This is a genomic window from Kribbella sp. CA-294648 (genome assembly GCF_050943845.1).
In the GTDB taxonomy this organism is placed as follows: Bacteria; Actinomycetota; Actinomycetes; order Propionibacteriales; family Kribbellaceae; genus Kribbella.
The window spans coordinates 1,632,341-1,649,255 of record NZ_CP191981.1 but is presented as its reverse complement, the minus strand read 5'-3'; the positions used below and the strand labels follow the sequence as shown (position 1 = coordinate 1,649,255).

Annotated in this window: 17 protein-coding genes and 1 pseudogene; 10 read left to right on the top strand and 8 right to left on the bottom strand. The window is 68.9% G+C overall.

The features are described 5' to 3' along the window. The first annotated feature begins 412 nt into the window (after positions 1 to 412). Positions 413 to 2,425, top strand: coding sequence for a spermidine synthase (locus ACQPYM_RS08060; RefSeq protein ID WP_433017234.1), 2,013 nt, complete (start codon positions 413 to 415; stop codon positions 2,423 to 2,425). 59 nt (positions 2,426 to 2,484) lie between these two features. On the opposite strand, the gene ACQPYM_RS08055 is transcribed toward ACQPYM_RS08060, so the two are convergent. The 3 genes from ACQPYM_RS08055 to ACQPYM_RS08045 form a co-directional block, all read right to left on the bottom strand. After that, positions 2,485 to 3,186, bottom strand: coding sequence for a hypothetical protein (locus tag ACQPYM_RS08055; RefSeq protein WP_433017231.1), 702 nt, complete (start codon positions 3,184 to 3,186; stop codon positions 2,485 to 2,487). A gap of 220 nt (positions 3,187 to 3,406) precedes the next feature. Then, positions 3,407 to 3,727, bottom strand: a complete 321-nt coding sequence (locus tag ACQPYM_RS08050; protein WP_433017228.1) for an AzlD domain-containing protein — start codon at positions 3,725 to 3,727, stop codon at positions 3,407 to 3,409. Further along, complete coding sequence (locus tag ACQPYM_RS08045) at positions 3,724 to 4,410, bottom strand: AzlC family ABC transporter permease (RefSeq protein ID WP_433017225.1); 687 nt, start codon at positions 4,408 to 4,410, stop codon at positions 3,724 to 3,726. The genes ACQPYM_RS08050 and ACQPYM_RS08045 overlap by 4 nt, the downstream gene beginning before the upstream one ends. Before the next feature lie 68 nt (positions 4,411 to 4,478). Between ACQPYM_RS08045 and ACQPYM_RS08040 the strand changes: the two genes are divergently transcribed. Further along, complete coding sequence (locus tag ACQPYM_RS08040; protein WP_433017222.1) at positions 4,479 to 5,033, top strand: helix-turn-helix domain-containing protein; 555 nt, start codon at positions 4,479 to 4,481, stop codon at positions 5,031 to 5,033. A gap of 65 nt (positions 5,034 to 5,098) precedes the next feature. Here ACQPYM_RS08040 and ACQPYM_RS08035 read toward each other — a convergent pair whose 3' ends face one another. Next, complete coding sequence (locus ACQPYM_RS08035) at positions 5,099 to 5,929, bottom strand: SAM-dependent methyltransferase (protein WP_433017219.1); 831 nt, start codon at positions 5,927 to 5,929, stop codon at positions 5,099 to 5,101. A 158-nt stretch (positions 5,930 to 6,087) separates the two neighbouring features. Here ACQPYM_RS08035 and ACQPYM_RS08030 point away from each other — a divergent pair, with 158 nt between their 5' ends. From ACQPYM_RS08030 to ACQPYM_RS08020, 3 genes are all read left to right on the top strand, one after another. Continuing rightward, positions 6,088 to 6,963 carry a helix-turn-helix domain-containing protein gene (locus ACQPYM_RS08030; RefSeq protein ID WP_433017216.1) on the top strand — a complete coding sequence of 292 codons (876 nt, stop codon included), beginning with the start codon at positions 6,088 to 6,090 and terminating at the stop codon, positions 6,961 to 6,963. Positions 6,964 to 7,221: 258 nt separating this feature from the next. Next, positions 7,222 to 8,733, top strand: coding sequence for an LCP family protein (locus ACQPYM_RS08025; protein WP_433017213.1), 1,512 nt, complete (start codon positions 7,222 to 7,224; stop codon positions 8,731 to 8,733). Between the two features lie 98 nt (positions 8,734 to 8,831). Then, positions 8,832 to 9,212 (top strand): DUF6401 family natural product biosynthesis protein, encoded by a 381-nt coding sequence (locus tag ACQPYM_RS08020; protein ID WP_433017210.1) that lies wholly within the window; start codon positions 8,832 to 8,834, stop codon positions 9,210 to 9,212. Between the two features lie 67 nt (positions 9,213 to 9,279). Here ACQPYM_RS08020 and ACQPYM_RS08015 read toward each other — a convergent pair whose 3' ends face one another. Together ACQPYM_RS08015 and ACQPYM_RS08010 are read right to left on the bottom strand one after the other, a co-directional pair. Then, complete coding sequence (locus ACQPYM_RS08015) at positions 9,280 to 10,281, bottom strand: mechanosensitive ion channel family protein (protein WP_433017207.1); 1,002 nt, start codon at positions 10,279 to 10,281, stop codon at positions 9,280 to 9,282. A 236-nt stretch (positions 10,282 to 10,517) separates the two neighbouring features. After that, the gene (locus ACQPYM_RS08010; protein WP_433017204.1) at positions 10,518 to 10,895 is read right to left on the bottom strand and encodes an ArsR/SmtB family transcription factor; all 378 of its coding nucleotides are present in this window, start codon (positions 10,893 to 10,895) and stop codon (positions 10,518 to 10,520) included. An 86-nt stretch (positions 10,896 to 10,981) separates the two neighbouring features. Here ACQPYM_RS08010 and ACQPYM_RS08005 point away from each other — a divergent pair, with 86 nt between their 5' ends. Together ACQPYM_RS08005 and ACQPYM_RS08000 are read left to right on the top strand one after the other, a co-directional pair. Further along, the gene (locus ACQPYM_RS08005; protein WP_433017201.1) at positions 10,982 to 12,439 is read left to right on the top strand and encodes an FAD-dependent oxidoreductase; all 1,458 of its coding nucleotides are present in this window, start codon (positions 10,982 to 10,984) and stop codon (positions 12,437 to 12,439) included. After that, positions 12,439 to 13,695, top strand: a complete 1,257-nt coding sequence (locus tag ACQPYM_RS08000) for an MFS transporter (protein ID WP_433017198.1) — start codon at positions 12,439 to 12,441, stop codon at positions 13,693 to 13,695. Before ACQPYM_RS08005 ends, ACQPYM_RS08000 begins: the two co-directional genes overlap by 1 nt. Here ACQPYM_RS08000 and ACQPYM_RS07995 read toward each other — a convergent pair. Together ACQPYM_RS07995 and ACQPYM_RS07990 are read right to left on the bottom strand one after the other, a co-directional pair. Continuing rightward, positions 13,631 to 14,269, bottom strand: a pseudogene (locus tag ACQPYM_RS07995) (Vms1/Ankzf1 family peptidyl-tRNA hydrolase); the annotation flags it as partial. The gene ACQPYM_RS08000 and the pseudogene ACQPYM_RS07995 sit on opposite strands and share 65 nt — an antisense overlap. 49 nt (positions 14,270 to 14,318) lie before the next feature. Beyond that, a complete protein-coding gene (locus tag ACQPYM_RS07990; RefSeq protein ID WP_433017195.1) occupies positions 14,319 to 14,708 on the bottom strand; it encodes a hypothetical protein in 390 nt (129 codons plus the stop codon). Between the two features lie 60 nt (positions 14,709 to 14,768). Here ACQPYM_RS07990 and ACQPYM_RS07985 point away from each other — a divergent pair, with 60 nt between their 5' ends. The 3 genes from ACQPYM_RS07985 (at position 14,769) to ACQPYM_RS07975 (ending at position 16,848) form a co-directional block, all read left to right on the top strand. Then, positions 14,769 to 15,581, top strand: a complete 813-nt coding sequence (locus ACQPYM_RS07985) for an endonuclease/exonuclease/phosphatase family protein (protein ID WP_433017192.1) — start codon at positions 14,769 to 14,771, stop codon at positions 15,579 to 15,581. Positions 15,582 to 15,602: 21 nt separating this feature from the next. Then, entirely contained in the window at positions 15,603 to 16,124 is a 522-nt protein-coding gene (locus tag ACQPYM_RS07980) for a hypothetical protein (protein WP_433017190.1), read from the top strand. Between the two features lie 97 nt (positions 16,125 to 16,221). Beyond that, on the top strand, positions 16,222 to 16,848 hold the full coding sequence (locus tag ACQPYM_RS07975) for a DUF305 domain-containing protein (RefSeq protein ID WP_433017187.1): 627 nt from the start codon (positions 16,222 to 16,224) through the stop codon (positions 16,846 to 16,848). Positions 16,849 to 16,915: the final 67 nt, after the last annotated feature.

Below are 16,915 nucleotides of genomic sequence, written 5' to 3'. Positions count from 1 at the left end.
TCCAGCCCGCGACGCGTGAGCGGGGGCAGGCGTTGGAGATCGACAACCTGGGCCGGATACGTCACGCACCCCACCACTCAGTAGTTCGGCCAGGTGCAACGCTCCAGCCCGCGACACGAGCACGGGTGGGGCCACCCGGGTGGCTCGCCGGCGCAACCTGAGTCAGATACGCCATGCGGCCCGCCACTCAGTAGTTCGGGCGGGCGCGACGCTCCAGCCCGCGACCCACGAGTACGGCGGGGGGCGATGTACTCACCGCCGCCGATAGCTGGCGTGGCCCCGTCGGATGGTGTTAAAAGTTGGACCGAGGGTGAGGTAGAACACTCTGGATCCGGTATGGTCGCCGCCCATGGCAGTCGAGTCGTCAACACCTGGTCAGGTCAGCACTCCGCGGTGGCATAGTCCACTTGCGGTGAAACCCCGCCTGGTTCTGGCCAGTGCGCTGATGTTGTTCCTCGAGCTGGCGCTGATTCGCTGGACCGGGTCCAACGTCGTCCACCTCAGTTACTTCTCCAACTTCGTGCTGCTCGGATCGTTCCTCGGCATCGGGATCGGGATCCTGCGGTCCGGCCGGGCGAAGCGACTGCCGTTCTACTCGCCGATCGTGCTCGGGCTGCTGGTCGCGGTGGTCGCGTGGAAGCCGGTCACGGTCAACCGGGGCGGCGACACCAGCGTCATCTACTTCACCAGCCTGAACACCACCGGCCCGCCGACCTGGGTGATCCTGCCGATCATTTTCGTCGCCGCCGCGGTGATCCTGGCCGGTCCGGCCGAGTTGGTCGGCCGGTGTTTCGGTGAGTTGCCGCGGCTGACGGCGTACCGGTATGACCTGATCGGGAGCCTGATCGGCATCCTCGCGTTCACCGGGTTGTCGTTCGTGGGTGCGCCGCCGATCTGGTGGGGTGCGATCGTCACGATCCTGTTCGCAGTACTGATGGTCCCGCAGCAGAAGCTGACCGCGACCGCGTTGAGTGCTGCGCTGGTGGCCGCGCCGCTGCTGGTGATGGTCGGCGTGCTGTTCCACGAGTCGACGCGGCCCGAGAACAGCTGGTCGCCGTACTACAAGGTGCAGACGCAGGCATCTCAATGGGATGGCGTGCCGCTGCTCACCATCACGGTGAACGGCGTACCGCATCAGCAAGCGATTCCGGCCGACTCGCGGCTGCAGTGGGAGCCTCAGTACGGGCTGCCGTACGAGCGGGCCAATGCGGGCAAGGCGCCGAAGAACGTGCTGATCATCGGGGCCGGCTCGGGCTCCGACGTCGCGATCGCGCTGAAGAAGGGCGCGCAGCATGTCGACGCGGTCGAGATCGACCCGCGGATCCGCGACATCGGCAAGGCCCTGCACCCCGACCGCCCGTACCAGGACCCGCGGGTGACGTCGCACATCGACGACGGCCGCGCGTTCCTGTCCCGGACGGACAAGAAGTACGACCTGATCATGCTCGCGCTGCCGGACTCGCTGACGCTGGTCAACGGCGCCAGCTCGCTGCGGCTGGAGAGCTACCTCTTCACCAAGCAGGCGTTCGAGAGCGCGAAGGAGCACCTGGCTCCGGGCGGCGCGTTCGCGATGTACAACTACTACCGCGAGACCTGGCTGATCGACCGGCTCGCGCTGACGGCGGAAGAGGCGTTCGGGCACAAACCCTGTGTCGACAAGGTCGGCGACGACCTGCAGCAGGCCGTGGTGACCGTCGGGCTGACCGAGGCCGACCAGACCTGTGGCACCGCCTGGGCCGGGAAGACCGAGATCACGCCGCCGCCGGCCACTGACAACCGGCCGTTCCTGTACCTGTTCACCGACCGGATCCCGTCGCTGTACCTGGTAACGCTCGGCCTGGTGCTGGTCGCCGGCCTGATCGGCGTGGGCATCGCGGGCGGCGGTTCGTCGTACCGGCGGATGCGCCCGTACGCCGACCTGTTCCTGCTCGGCGCCGGCTTCATGCTGCTGGAGACCAAGAGCATCACCGGGTTCGCCCTGCTGTTCGGTACGACGTGGGTGGTCAACGCGATCGTGTTCGCCGGGGTGCTGATCGCCGTCCTGGCCGCCGTCGAAGTGACGCGGCGGTTCAAGACGCCACCGGTGAAGGCGATGTACGTCATCCTGGCCGCCGGGCTGCTGCTGAGCTGGGTCTTCCCGGACAGCTGGCTGCTCTCGATGCCGGTCGGGTTGCGCGCGCTGGTCGCCGTGGTGATCGCGTTCATGCCGATCTTCGCCGCCAACGTCATCTTCGCGAAGCGGTTCAGCGACACCGCCGACGGCACCGCCAGCTTCGGCGCCAACCTGCTCGGCGCGATGCTCGGCGGCTGCCTCGAGTACGCGGCGCTGCTGATCGGCTTCGACGGCCTGCTGATCATCGCCGCCCTGCTGTACGTCGGAGCGTTCCTCCTCCGGCCGAAAGGCAGTCCAGCGGTAGCCGGTTAAGCGGCAACAAAAAACTGAGGGCCACCCGCGCGGGTGGCCCTCAGTTTTTTGTCGGTGACTCAGCTGTTCGGCGATCCGTCCTGAGGGCGGTCCGGGTTGGGGCCCGGGTTGTAGGTCTCAGGCGGCGGGTACCCCGGGAAGGTGTTGCCCTGCTGCCCCTGCCCGTACTGCGACCCGCCGGGTTGCTGCTGCTGCGGGAACCCCAGCTGCTGGGGATAACCAGGTTGCTGCGGGTACCCCGGCTGCTGCGGATACCCGCCCTGGTTCGGGAAGGTGTTGCCTGGGCCGCCTCTGCGGTTGCGGCGACTGGCGACGGCCAGCAGGATCGCGCCGAGGGTCGTGAAGATCAGCACCGAGAAGACGAGCCCCACGATTGCCACGACGAAGAGCCCCAGCGAGCCGCGGGCCCCGACGGCGAACCTCACCCCGGGCTCGGTCTCGACGCAGTCCACCACGTAGTCGCCGGCCGGCAGCTTGTCGACCGACCGCGCGATCACGTACCAGCTCGTCTCGTTGATGGTGAGCGTCTCGGATCCGCTCGGCACCTCCAGCGCGACATCGCCGTCCGTCGCCGTCTTCACCTCGCAGGTCGGCTTGACTCCCTGCTCCGACGCGTAGATCTTCAGTCCGCCGTCGTCGAGGTGCATGACCCCGCCGTCGACCGGTTTCGGCGAGCTCGGCAGGTTCATGACGAGCAGGACGGCGAAGAGGGCGGCCAGCACGCCGCCCACGACAAAGCTGGCGATCCCGAAACGTTTCATGTGAGAACGCTAGCCCCCAGAAGCGTCACACCAGGCGCAGCGTCCGTCACGGTACGCCGACAAGTCGCAGCCCCCAGCGGTCTCGGGACCCCGAGCCACCGCAGCCCAGCGACCCTCACAGCAGACCGAACAACGGCGACCAAGCGACCCTCACGGCAGACCGAACAACGGCGACCCAGCGACCCTCACGGCAGACCGAACAACGGCGACCCAGCGACCGTCACGGCACCCCGAGCAAGCGCAACCCAGCGGCCGTCACGGCGGCGGCAACCACTACGAGCACGAACGGCGCCTTCCGCCAGGCCAGGACCCCGCCGACCAGGACGCCGGCCGGTCGGGCGATCCCGGCGTGACTCTGCCCGTCGGTCAGCGCGGCGGTCGCCACCAGCGCCGCCAGCAGGACGATCGCCGCCACCGACATCACCTGCTGCGCCCGCTCGGGCAGTTCGAATCGCGTGCGCAGCAAGGGCCCAGCGAGCCGCAGCGAAAAGGTGCCCACGGCAAGCACCAGGATCGCGGCGAGCAGTGCTGTGGTGTTCATCGAACCGTCTCCATCGCAGGTTTGCCGCTCCGGTAGAACACCAGACCGACGAGGGCGAGCAATACCGGCAACCCGGCGGGCAGGAAAGGCGTGGCGACGAGCGCGGCAACAACTCCAACTGCCGCGGCCGTCCGGGTCGACCGATCCCGCAGAGACGGCAGCACCAACGCGAGCAGAACAGCGGGGAACGCGGCATCCAGCCCGAACGCGTCGGTGTCGGTGATCACCGCCCCAGCCCCCGCGCCGATCGCCACCCCGACGTTCCAGCAGACGAAGATCCCGATCCCCCCGGCCCAGTACGCCGCCCGCCGCTGCCGCGGGTCGTCCTGGCCGAGGGCGAAGGCGACGTTCTCGTCCGTCATCAGGTGACTTCCCGGCAGCCGTCGCCAGCCGCCACCGATCACGTCGCTGATCGCCAGGCCGAACGGAACATGCCGGGTGTTCACCAGCAGTCCGGCGATCGTGGCCGCGACCGGACTGCCACCGGCCGCCACGATCCCGACGAACAGGAACTGCGACGCACCGGCGAACACCAGCAGCGACAACGCGATCGGCACCCAGATCGGGAGTCCCCCGCCGACGCTGATCGCGCCGTACGAGAGCCCGACGACGCCGTCGGCCAGGCAGACCAGTCCGATCGCGCGGAGCAGTCCAGGGTCTAATGTTCGCCATATCGAACGCATGGGTTTTATGATGAACACATCACAGTTGTTCGTCAAGCCGAACACATGGACCGATGGAGCGAACACCGATGGACAGTAAGGCGCCACTCGACGTCATCGCATCCTCCCTGCGCCGGGAGCGGGCCCGGGCCGGCCTGTCACTGACCGAGGTGGCCAAACGCGCGGGCGTGGCGAAGTCCACCCTGTCCCAGTTGGAGTCCGGCACGGGCAACCCGAGCGTGGAGACGCTCTGGGCGCTCTCGGTCGCCCTGGAGATCCAGTTCGCCGACCTGCTCGAACCCCCGCGACCCAAGGTCCAGGTGATCCGGGCGGACGAAGGCCCGGCGATCTACTCGGAGAAGGCTGACTACGCGGCGACCCTGGTCGCGGCCAGCCCGCCTCATGCCCGGCGCGACCTCTACCGCATCGTCGTCGCGCCCGGCCCGGGCCGCGAGTCACAGCCGCACATGCCAGGCACCATCGAACATGTTGTCCTGAGCACCGGCCGCGCGCTGATCGGCCCACTGGAGGAGCCGGTCGAGCTCCACCCGGGCGACTACATCGCCTACCCCGGCGACGTGCCCCACCTGTTCAAGGCACTCGTCGCCAACACCACCGCAGTACTGGTCTCCGAGACCTCGTAGCGTCCCGGCCCCAGGCATGGTTGCCGCGAGCAACGAGCCGCGGGCAACGCGTAGTGAGCTGCCGGTCAGGCCTTACGGCCGATGCCGCCGGCGATGCACTCCTCGATCTGGCTGAGCGGCTTGACCCGGGGACCGTCCGGCCACCACTCGTCGCACAGGACCAGGCCGGGCTCGACCAGCTCCAGGTCGCCGAACATCGCGCGGATGTCGGGGTAGGTGCGGAACAGGCCGCTGCCCATCGGGCTGTGGGTGAACCGGTCCTCCAGCGCGCGCGCCGTCTTGGCGTGCTCCGGCGTCTCCGGGTCGAGGAAGTGCGAGATCACCACGTACGAACCGGACACCAGCGCGTCGGCGTACCGCTTGACCAGGTCGGGCGCGTCGTCGCCGAGGTAGTGGTGCAGGGTGCCGTTCTGGATCAGCGCGATCGGCTGGCTGAAGTCGAGGAACTCGCGGACCTCGGGGTGGTCCAGGATCTCGTCGGGCTTGAAGATGTCGGCGCTGATGAACAGCGTCTTGTCGTTCTCCTCCAGCAGCGCCCGGCCGTGCGCCAGCACCACCGGGTCGTTGTCGACGTAGAGCACCTTGGCGTCCGGCTGCAGCCGCTGCACGATCTGGTGCGTGTTCTCCGCCGTCGGCAGGCCGGAACCACAGTCCAGGTACTGCGTGATGCCCGCTTGGCCGGCCAGGAAGCGGCAGGCCCGGACCAGGAAGTTGCGGTTGGACCAGGCCAGGTCGGTGACCTCGGGGGCCACGGTGGCGACCTGGCGCAGTACCTCACGGTCGATCTCGAAGTTGTCCTTGCCGCCCAGGAACGCGTCGTACACCCGGGCGATGCTGGCCCGCGTGGTGTCGACGCCGACCGGAACCGAACTCGGGGACATCTTGGCGTCGGGCATGGGCGACCTCGCAGATCGTGATGGGTCAGGAGCAGGAAAGACAGAGCCTACTAACAGTAGGGGAACGATTCCAGGTCTTGGGGGCGCGTCGGCCTGCCCCGGCCTGGCCGTAATCGTGAAATGATCCATCACAGCGTCAGGGACAGGGAGGACGGGCGGTGACGGAGCAAGGCACGCCGGGCGGGCCGACCGCGTTGCGGATCATGCTCGGTGCCCACCTCCGCCGGATGCGCGAAGAGGCCGGGATCACCCGCGCCGAGGCGGGCTACGCCATTCGCGGCTCCGAGTCGAAGATCAGCCGGCTCGAGCTGGGCCGGGTCGGCTTCAAGGTGCGTGACGTCGAGGACCTGCTCAGCCTGTACAAGCTGGCCGACGAGGACGAGCGCGCCCGGCTGATCAAGCTGGCCAAGGACGCGAACAACCCGGGCTGGTGGCAGCGCTACGACGACATCACGCCGAACTGGTTCCACTCCTATCTCGGCCTGGAGATGGCCGCCGAGCTGATCCGGACCTACGAGGTCCAGTTCGTCCCCGGTCTGCTGCAGACCCCCGACTACGCCCGCGCGGTGATCCGGCTCGGCCGGGGCGAGCGGCCGCTGCCGTCGGCCGAGATCGACCGCCTGGTCGCGTTGCGCGAAACGCGCCAGCGGATCCTCCAGGGCTCCACCCCGGCCCGGCTCTGGGCGATCGTCGACGAGGCCGTACTCCGCCGCCCGATCGGTGGCCGGGCCGTACTGCGCGCGCAGCTCGAACATCTCGCCGAGGCGTCCCGGCTGCCGAACGTGACGCTGCAGATCCTGCCGTTCTCGGCCGGCGGTTACGCGGCCACCGGCGGCGCCTTCACGCTGCTCCGGTTCGGCGACGCGGACCTGCCCGACGTCGTCTACATCGAGCACCTGACCAGCGCGGTCTACGTGGACAAGCGGGAGGACGTCGACGAGTACGTGATCACGATGGACTCGCTGTCGATCGCCGCCAGTACGCCGCGCAAGACCCAGGAGCTGCTCACCGAGATCACCAAGAGCTTCACCTGAGGCCGAGCCGGTCAGGACGGGCGCACTGGGTGACGTCGCGGCGACACTGCGTCAGCAAACATCAGGCCTTGGTTAACCGACAACCAAGTGCACCCTGAGTACGTCATATTGTGTGCGCCCAACTCTCCCTTGGACGGAGTTGTAGACACACCGATGCCGAGCGACGAGCACCAACCGGAACACTCGCGGGGCCGCGCCCGACGGTCCGCCCCGCGCCGGCGAGCCAACCGGCCGCGCACCGCGCGCACCGTCGCCTGGATGACGCTGCTCGGCGCCGTCGTCCCGGGCACCGGCTACCTGCTGGCCGGCCGCAAGAAGCTCGGCGCGGCCGTGACCACGATCTCGGTCGGACTGTTGCTGCTGGCCGGCTACCTCGGACTCACCCAGCGGGACCGGATCCTCGAGGTGGCCGTCGCGCCGCGGCAGTTGCAGTTCGCCACGATCGGCCTCTGCGTCCTCGGCACGCTCTGGATCGTCGTCATCGTCACCTCCCATCGGGCCCTGCGCTCCGGTACGGCGAGCAAGGGCTCGCGAGTCGGCGGCGCGGCCCTGGTCGGCTTGCTCAGCTTCGCGGTCGCAGTACCGACTGCTCTGGCTGTGCAGACGGCGCAGACGCAGCGGGACCTGGTCCAGACGGTCTTCGCCGGTGGCGACAGCAAGAGCGCGACGCGGCCCACCATCAAGAACAAGAAGGATCCGTGGGCCGGCAAGCCGCGGCTCAACGTGCTCCTGCTCGGTGCCGACGACGCGCAGGGCCGCGAGGGCGTCCGGACCGACACCGTGATCGTCGCCAGCATCGACACGGTGACCGGCAACGTCTCGCTGATCTCGCTGCCCCGGAAGCTGATGTTCATGCCGTTCCCGGAGGGCACCAAGCTGCACGAGAAGTACCCGGACGGGTTCGGCAAGGACGGCATCTCCAAGCAGGACCGGCTCGAGTGGATGCTGGACGCGATCTACAAGAAGGTGCCCGAGCAGTACCCGGGCATCGTCGGGCCGTCCGACAACGAAGGCGCCGACATCCTCAAGCTGACCGTCGGCGAGGCGACCGGGCTGACGATGGACTACTACGTCCAGATCAACCTGGCCGGGTTCACCGAACTGGTCAACGCGCTCGGCGGGATCACCGTCAACATCAACTACCCGATCCCGGTCGGTGGTAGCGACGACGCCAAGCGGCCGCCGAACTACTACCTCAAACCCGCGCAGAACAAGCATCTGTGGGGTCTCGAGGCACTCTGGTACGCCCGCGGCCGGTACGGCATCCCGAATCCGGACGACGCTCGCAGCGCCCGGCAGCGGTGCGCGATCCATGCGATCGCCGAGGCGGCGACACCGCCGAACCTGCTGAAGAGCTACCGCAATCTGGCCAAGGTCGGGAAGAACATGCTGCGCACCGACATCACCGAGGACCTGCTGCCGGCGTTCCTCCAACTGGGGCTGAAGATCAAGTCGGCGAAGGTCTCCGAGGTCCCGCTGGACGGCAAGAAGCTCAAGTTCGCCTATCCGCACCCCGACTACGACGGACTGCGCGAGACGGTAGCGGCAGCACTGTCGGCCACCCCGGCTCCCAGTACTCCGGGCACCACGCCGCGGCCTGGCAAGACCGCACCTGTCACGCCGACTCCGACCTCAAAGCCGACCTCCCGGCCGACCACGGCGCCAACCACTGAGCCGACCGGCACCGCCACAGCCAAGCCGTCGACACCTGCGACGGGACCGGCTGACCTGGCCGACGCCTGCGAGTACCACCCGCAGCAGACGCCGTAGTCCTGTGTGTACCACCCGCAGCAGACGTAGTACGGGCGTCTCGCCAGCGCTGGACACCTGATTGCCGCGGCTGGGCAGTGGGCTCTACGGTGGTCGCCATGTTTGAAGGGTGGGGTGACCGCGGTCGCCGGCGAGTGGAGTCGAGTGTGGCGTGGCTGCGGGAGACCATCGGCCATAGCGAACTGGCTGCTGCGCAGCGGATGCCGGCTGTAGTCGCGCAACTGGACCAGCACGCGGCGGCAGTACGGGACATCCTGACCTTCGGAGTACCGTCCGGACGCGGTGTGGATCAGAAGGTGTTGCTGGCCGGGTACGGCCGCGGCCTGGTGGATCGGGCCGCCGAGCTCGGGCGCCCGGTGGGTCGAGTGGGGCACTGGGCGCACGCGGAGTGGCTGGACCTGCGGCTGGCTGCTGTCTGCCTGCTGGCCGACGAGTGGCGTGCGCCGGGCTGGGACGACGGGCTACTCCCCCAGCCGTAGAGCGACGGCCGGTCGGGATCCGACCGGCCGCCATGTGCTGCTACTTGCTGCCTAGTAGTTCTCCCAGTCAGTAGCGGTTCGGGTTGTCGTAGCCCGGTTCGCCGGTGGAGCCACCGGTCGGCCGCGTACCGGACGTCGACGACGAACCGGACCCTGACTGGCCGGACCCTGACTGGCCGGACCCTGACTGCCCCGGCATGGACTGCCCCGGCGTGGTCTGGCTCGGGGTGGTGTAGCCCGTCATGGGCTGACCGGCCGCGTGCTGACCCGCCATGTGCTCACCCGTCGCGGACTGCCCGCTCATGGACCCGCTCGCGGAAACGCTCGCGGGCTGACCGGTGGGCTGGCCCGTCGTAGTGCCCGCGGCGGCGTCCTCGCGACCCCGCTGGTACGCCTCGGCCTGCGCCCGGGCCGCCGGCAGCTCGGAGTCGGCGCGGTCCAGCCACCGCTCCCACCGCTGCTGCATCGGCCGGATCAGACCGCCACCCGCACCGACGACGATCACACCGCCGACAGTGGCCAGGACGGCGATCAGTACCGGGGTGGTCACCGTGGTGGCGACACCGATCTGGTTGAGGGCCGCGATGATGCCCAGCGCCCAGATGAACACCGACGCGATGGTGGCCAGCGTCTTCCCGTAGGACAGACCGCTCAGCGCGTTGCCGACCAGATCCTTCACGGCCCGCGCGACGGCGCCGGCGATCACGACGATGATGATCGCGACAGCGGCTCGCGGCAGCCAGGCCACGATGTCGGTGAGCAGGTCGCTGACCGGGTTGGGTCCCCAGACCCCGAAGCCGATCTGCAACGTGATCAGCAGGATCGCGTAGTACACCAGTTTCGCGATGATGTCGGACGCGTCGTACTGCGACCTGGCCAGCGCCTGCTTGATCCCGCCCCGCTCGACCGCTCGGTCGAACCCGACCCGTTCGAGCGCCGCGTTGACCACTTTGGCCACGACTTTGGCAATGATCCAGCCGATCACCAGGATCGCCAGGAAGATGACCAGCTTGGGCACGAACGTCGCGATCGCGCTCCACGCGTCGTTGAGGCCTTGTTCGATATCCACTGTCTGCTCCTTCCGGTCCGGCACACCTCGAGAGACGGGACGTGCCCTGTCGCCGACCCGGTACCCCGCCGGGCCGCACAAACGCACAAGCGGCTGGTACCCCGCGGCGTACCGGCCAATTCGGCGTGCACAAGTTCGGCGCGCGGCAACCGTGTGGAGCAGGTCAGCCCGCCGGATGGAACCGGCGACCGGCTCGATGTTGCCGAAGGTGCCGACGGCAACGGCGGCGGCGAGCGTCAGTGGGTGAGCGCGGCGGCTTCGGGGACGGCGAGCAGGGCGGAGACCCACTGCATGCGCTCGGGCTTCGGCCAGTAGTAGACCCAGGTGCCGCGGCGTTCGCAGTCGACCAGCCCGGCCTGGCGCAGGACCCGCAGGTGGTGGGAGATGGTCGGGCCGGACACGTCGAACTGGCCGGTGAAGTCGCAGACGCAGATCTCGCCGCCGGCCGAGGCGATGATCGACATCAGCCGGAGCCGGATCGGGTCCGACAGCGCTTTGAAGACCGCGGCGCCCTCAGCGGCCTGCGCTTCATTCAGGGCCGAGACGGAGATCGGCGCGCAGCAGCCACCGCTCCGCTGAGCGTCGGTCGCATCGGACGATTCCTGATTCGACATGTGTCTATCTTGACTCTCGTCTAATCAAAAGGCAAGCTGGACATCGCTGATTAGATGAACTTCAACATAGTGGGGACGGGAGACCGATGAGCGAGCAGCACACCGCCGCCGGCGCGGACCAGACGGCACCGGCAGCATCCAAGACGGCACAGGCGGTTCGAGCGCCGGAGGGTCCGGTCGTGGTGATCGGGGCGGGTCCGGTGGGGCTGGCAGCGGCCGCGCACCTGGCCGAGCGGAGCGTGGAATTCCTGGTGCTCGAGGCCGGGCCCGGGGTCGCGGCGGCCATCAACGAGTGGCGGCACGTGAAGCTTTTCAGCCCGTGGCGCTACGACATCGACTCCGCGGCCCGTCGGCTGCTGGAGCAGTCCGGTTGGGTCGAGCCGGACCTGGGCGCGCTGCCGACCGGAGGTGACCTGATCGACTCCTACCTCGAGCCGCTGACCAAGACGCCGCAGCTGAACGACCGCATCCGCTACAACGCGGCCGTCGTCGCAGTGACTCGGGCCGGCTTCGACCGGGTCCGTACTGCGGGCCGCGAGCAAGCACCGTTCCTGATCCGGCTGGCCGACGGCAGCGAGATCCTCGCTTCCGCGGTGATCGACGCAGCCGGGACCTGGCGCCGGCCGAACGTGCTGGGCGGCTCCGGCATCCCCGCCCGCGGCGAAGCCGAGGTTGCCGACGGCATCGCTCGCGCCCTGCCCGACGTACTCGGCCGTGACCGCGACCGCTACGCGGGACGCCGTACTGCGGTAGTCGGCGCCGGCCACTCCGCAGCGACGACCCTGCTGGACCTCGGCGCGCTGGCGGACGAAGTCCCCGGTACGGAGATCGTCTGGGTGGTGCGTGGGACGGACCAGGCGCGGACCTACGGTGGCGGCGAAGCGGACGAGCTCCCCGCTCGTGGCGCACTGGGAAGCAGGCTGAAGAAGCTGGTCCAGTCCGGTCAGGTCGAGCTGGTGAGCAGCTTCCGCATCGAGGCTGCGACCCGGACAGCCGACGGCCGGATCGAGTTGGCCGCCGGCGACCAGCGTGTGGTCGCGGACACGGTGGTGAACTCGACCGGGTTCCGGCCCGACCACGACATGGTTGGCGAGCTCCGGCTGGACCTCGACTCGATCATGGGTTCGACCAGAGCACTTGCGCCGCTGATCGACCCGAACAAGCACTCCTGTGGCACTGTGCCGCCGCACGGCGTGGACGAGCTGACCCACCCGGAGACCGGCTACTACGCCATCGGTGCGAAGTCCTACGGCCGCGCCCCGACCTTCCTGCTCGCCACCGGCTACGAGCAGGCCCGCTCCGTCGTTGCCGCTGTGGCAGGCGACTGGGAGGCAGCCCGCGACGTACAGCTCGACCTGCCGGAGACCGGAGTCTGCTCCTCGAACCTGGCCTACGGCGACGCGAGTGGCGACGAGGCCGGGGGCTGCTGCGGACCGGCGCCGCAGGCAGTCACTGCTGGCCGGGGGCTCTCCACTGGCATCAGTGGCGGCCTCCTGACCGTCATTGAGGACAAGGCTCCTGCCCAGTCGGGCTGCTGCGGCTGATGAACCACCCTGCCCCGGCGACCGCCACAGACCTCGGTACTGGCGGTCGCCGCGGCACTCAGCGCCGCGACATCGTCGCCGCGCTAGCCGTCACCACCACCGTCGGCTACGGCGTCCTGTACTACGCCTTCAGCGTACTACTCGCGCCAATGAGCAGCGACCTCCAGATCTCCACCACTACGGCGACTGGAGCACTGACCACCGCAGTACTCGTCAGTGCGGCCATGGCCATTCCTGTCGGTCGCGTGCTCGATACCCGCGGCGGGCGCGGGGTCATGACAACAGGATCCGTGCTGGCAACCATCGCAGTATTGACCTGGTCGCAGGTGCAGAACGCGACGCAGCTGTACGCCGCCTTCGTGCTCATCGGCGCCGCCTCGGCGATGGTGCTCTACCAGCCCGCGTTCGCTGTCATCGTGGCGGTCACCGAACCGGCGCGACGCGCCAACGCCTTGCTGGGCGTCACTCTGGTGGGCGGCTTCGCGAGTTCGATCTTCATCCCCCTGACCGGCCAGCTCATCCAGGCCATCGGCTGGCGCGACACGCTCCTCGTCCTGGCCAGCATCGTTGCCCTGGGCACCATTCCCCTGCACACGCTCACGCTTCGCCGTACCGGCCCGCCGGTGCCAACGACCGCCCATGAACGGCGCTCACCGGCCCGCGTACTACGAGACACCGGCTTCTGGCTGATCGCCGTCGCGTTCGTGCTGCACAGCGCGGCCCAAGCAGTGATGGCCGTCCACCTCGTCACTTACCTAACCCAGCTTGGCCATTCGCTGACCACTGCGGCCGGCCTCACCGGCTTGCTCGGACTCCTGTCGGTCACCGGCCGCATCCTGACCACAGTCGTCCAGCGCTGGGTATCCATCACCCTGATCGCCGCCGCCGTCTACACCCTGCAGGGCATAGCGATCGCCATGCTGCCCTTCATCGGCCAAAGCGTCGGCGGTGCCACGGTCAGCCTGGTCCTGTTCGGTCTGGGCTTCGGCGTCGCGTCGATCGCCATCCCCGCCATCCTGCTCGACCGGTACGGCGACGACGGCTACGCGACCATCTCCGGCATCCTCGGCACGCCGACCACCATCAGCCGCGCCACAGCCCCACTCGCGGCCGCCGCCATGGCCACCACCATCGGCTACCGCCCGCTGATCCTCACCGCCGCCGCGGCCTGCCTAACAGCCGGTGCCGCGCTCACTTACTCCAGCGGAGCAAGGCTGCGACCGGCGCGCCACCCAGGGCAGCGCGGGGAAGAGTGACGACCTCGGCCGTGGTCCGGACAGCCGCCGCCACCAGCGCCTGATCGGCACGAAGCGGCTGATCCGACGGTACGGCGCCAAGGTCCAACCCAGGATGGTCCTGTACTACGACCTCGTGGGCAGCCGCCTCGCCCGGATCCAGCAGCAGCGTCTCCACCTGGCCGCGAACGAAGGCGCCGGCCACGTCCCGGACACCGGTGGCAACCGCGAAGTCCTGACCGAGCCGGTCCTTCAACCGATGGACGAGCTCGACCTGACGCGCAACGGAGTGCGCCATCAGCGCCTCGCGAATCGCCTGCGCCTGGGCCTCGTCACCACCGTCCTGGGCGCGGCCGCCGGACTCCAGCTGCACAACGGTCGCCTCGGACTTCTCCAGGCGATCCGTCACCTGGCCGACCGACCGGGGATCGCCCGCCACCAGGATCAGCCGTACGCCGCGACGCATCACCGACTCCAACTCGGTCACGACCGCGTCGGCGTTGCGGCTCCAGACATTCTCCGTCTCGTGCTGGTAGCGCAGCGCGGACCAGCCGCCGACCGGCACCTTGTGCACGTGATGGGTCTCGCCACCGGCCGAGGTCTGACTCTCCGGTTCCGGTACGTCGGAGTTGTAGACCGCGACGTCACCCCCCCTCGTGGTCGACCAGCGCCAGCGCGAACCGGATGTTGCGGTCGGCCAGCCGGATCCACTCGGTCAGGTCGGGCAACGGCCCCCAGCTCACCACCGGCTGATCCACCCGCTGGTGCGTGACCTCGTCGAAAAGCAGGCCCGTCACGTTCGCCACCACCATCCTGGCGGCCGGGGCCGGCGTCTCGACCTGCTCGGTCAGCCGCTCGGAGACCGACCGGATGACGGCGTCCGGCGCACCGGCGGAGGCAAGTTCATCGACTGCGGCCCGCGCTCGCAGCTCCTGCTCGTGCGCACCGGACTCGGACTCACGGCTCACGTCCAGCAGCACACTCGCGAACGGGCCGTCTTCGGCAAAGACATTGCTCAGTCGCGTGGCATCCATGCCGCCCGGGTACCCGCGAAGGCGATCGGAAAACGCCCCAGCTGAGAAGGAGCCTGATCGATGACGGAGCGACTGAGGGTCGCGACCTTGAACATCTGGTGCCGGCACGGCGACTGGCCGGCCCGGCGAGAGATCCTCCGGGAGGGATTCCGCGCGCTGCGGCCCGACCTGGTGGCGCTGCAGGAGACGGTGGTCGGCGACGGCGACGACCAGGTCGCCGAGCTTTTCGGCGACGAGTACCACGTGATCCACCAGGGCCGGCGTACTCCGGAGGGCGTCGGCTGCTCGATCGTGAGCCGGTGGGAGCCGGTCCGGATGGACGAGATCGACCTGTGTGTCACCGAACGGGTCGACCCGGAGGACTTCCCCGGCCGGTCCACCGTTGCCGAGTTCGACACCCCGCTGGGTCCGGTGCTGTTCGTCCAGCACAAGCCCGACTGGCAGGTCGACCGCGAACGCGAGCGGGAGCTGCAGGCGGTCACCGCCGCGGCGAAGGTCGAGAAACTGGCCGCCGATCGGGACGTGCACGTGATCCTGGCCGGCGACTTCGACGCCCGTCCGGAGACCGCGAGCGTGCGGTTCTGGACCGGCCGGCAGTCGCTCGGTGACCTGAGCATCAACTACCAGGACGTCTGGGAATTCGCTCGGCCCGGCGAGAGCGGGCACACCTTCACGCTGGAGAACCCGCAGATCGTCGCGGAGGCAGACTGGGGCCGCATCCCGCCCCGGCGGATCGACTACCTGATGGTCCGCTGCGACGAGCGCGGACCGACCCTGCGGATCCGCTCGGCGGACCGGCTGTTCGACACCCCGGTCGACGGTGTTTTCGGCAGCGACCACTTCGGCGTCACCGCGGAGCTCGAGCTCCCCTGACGGCGCAGTAAGGTGTTGCCGATGGACAGGGTGCGGATCGGATCGGGGCTGGTCAAGGCCCTGATCGCCGCCTGCCTGCTGGCCGGCGTCTTCACGATGCACGGCCTCACCGGCAACCACGACGCCGCCATGGCCTTGGTCCACCAACCACCGACACAGCTCGGCCTGCCGTCTCCGCACGAGTCGATTGGCGTAGCGCCTTCGCACGAGCCGGTCGGCGGGCCGTCTTCGCACGAGTCGGGCGGTGTGCCGCACTCGCACGAGTCGGCGCCGCACACCGACGTACCGGCGGCGGCTGCCGGGCTGCCGGTTGTCGAGTTCGGTCCGTACGAGGATCACGGGCACATCCACTCGATGGAAGACGTGTGCCTGGCGATGCTCGTCGCGCTCCTGCTCGCGCTCGTCGTCGCGGTGGCCCTGCGCAGTTCGGTGACCGCGCACCCCGCAGTAGTGGCTGCCGCTCCGGTCCGGGTGGTTGCCAACGGGCCGTCGCCGCCGTGGCGCCGGCCCACCTTGTCGAAACTCTGCGTACTCCGTACCTAGGCCGAGCCCTGCCCAGAACCGGGTAATCGGCCCGCTGACGCGTGCGCCGCACCCGGGGTTCTCGCAGTACTCAGCTTTCGACGACAAGGACCTCTTCATGCGACACCACCTGTGGAAAAGTGCTGCCCTGATCTTGCTGTCCGGCCTGGTGCTCACCGGCTGCGGCGACGACACCGACGGCGGCTCGCCGGCGGGCGGGCACGGCACCGGACACGGCAGTTCGACCACCGCGACCGCGAAGACCGGGGACTTCAACGACGCCGACGCCACCTTCGCGGCCCAGATGATCCCGCACCACCAGCAGGCCCTGCAGATGACCAGCATGGCCAGCCGTAAGGCGACCACCGCCGAGGTCAAGAAGCTCGCCGCGGCAATGACCACCGCGCAGCAGGCCGAGATCAAGACGCTGACGGGCTGGCTCACCGATTGGGGCAAGCCGGTGCCGACGCCGGCCCCGCACGACGACCACAACATGACCAAGATGCCCGGGATGATGACCGAGGCCGAGATGTCCGACCTCGGCAACGCCACCGGTTCGCTGTTCGACCGGATGTGGGCCCAGCTGATGATCGAGCACCACGAGGGCGCGGTGCTGATGGCCAAGACCGAGCAGACCGCGGGCAAGAACGCGGCCGCGATCGCGCTGGCGAAGAAGATCGAGACCGACCAGAACGCCGAGATCGCGACCATGAAGCGGCTGCTCGGCCGGATTCCCGCCAACTGACCCGGGAATACCCCCATGGGGTATAGTGTTACAGCGTCGGGAGGCTACGGAGTCCGTTCCGTGGCCG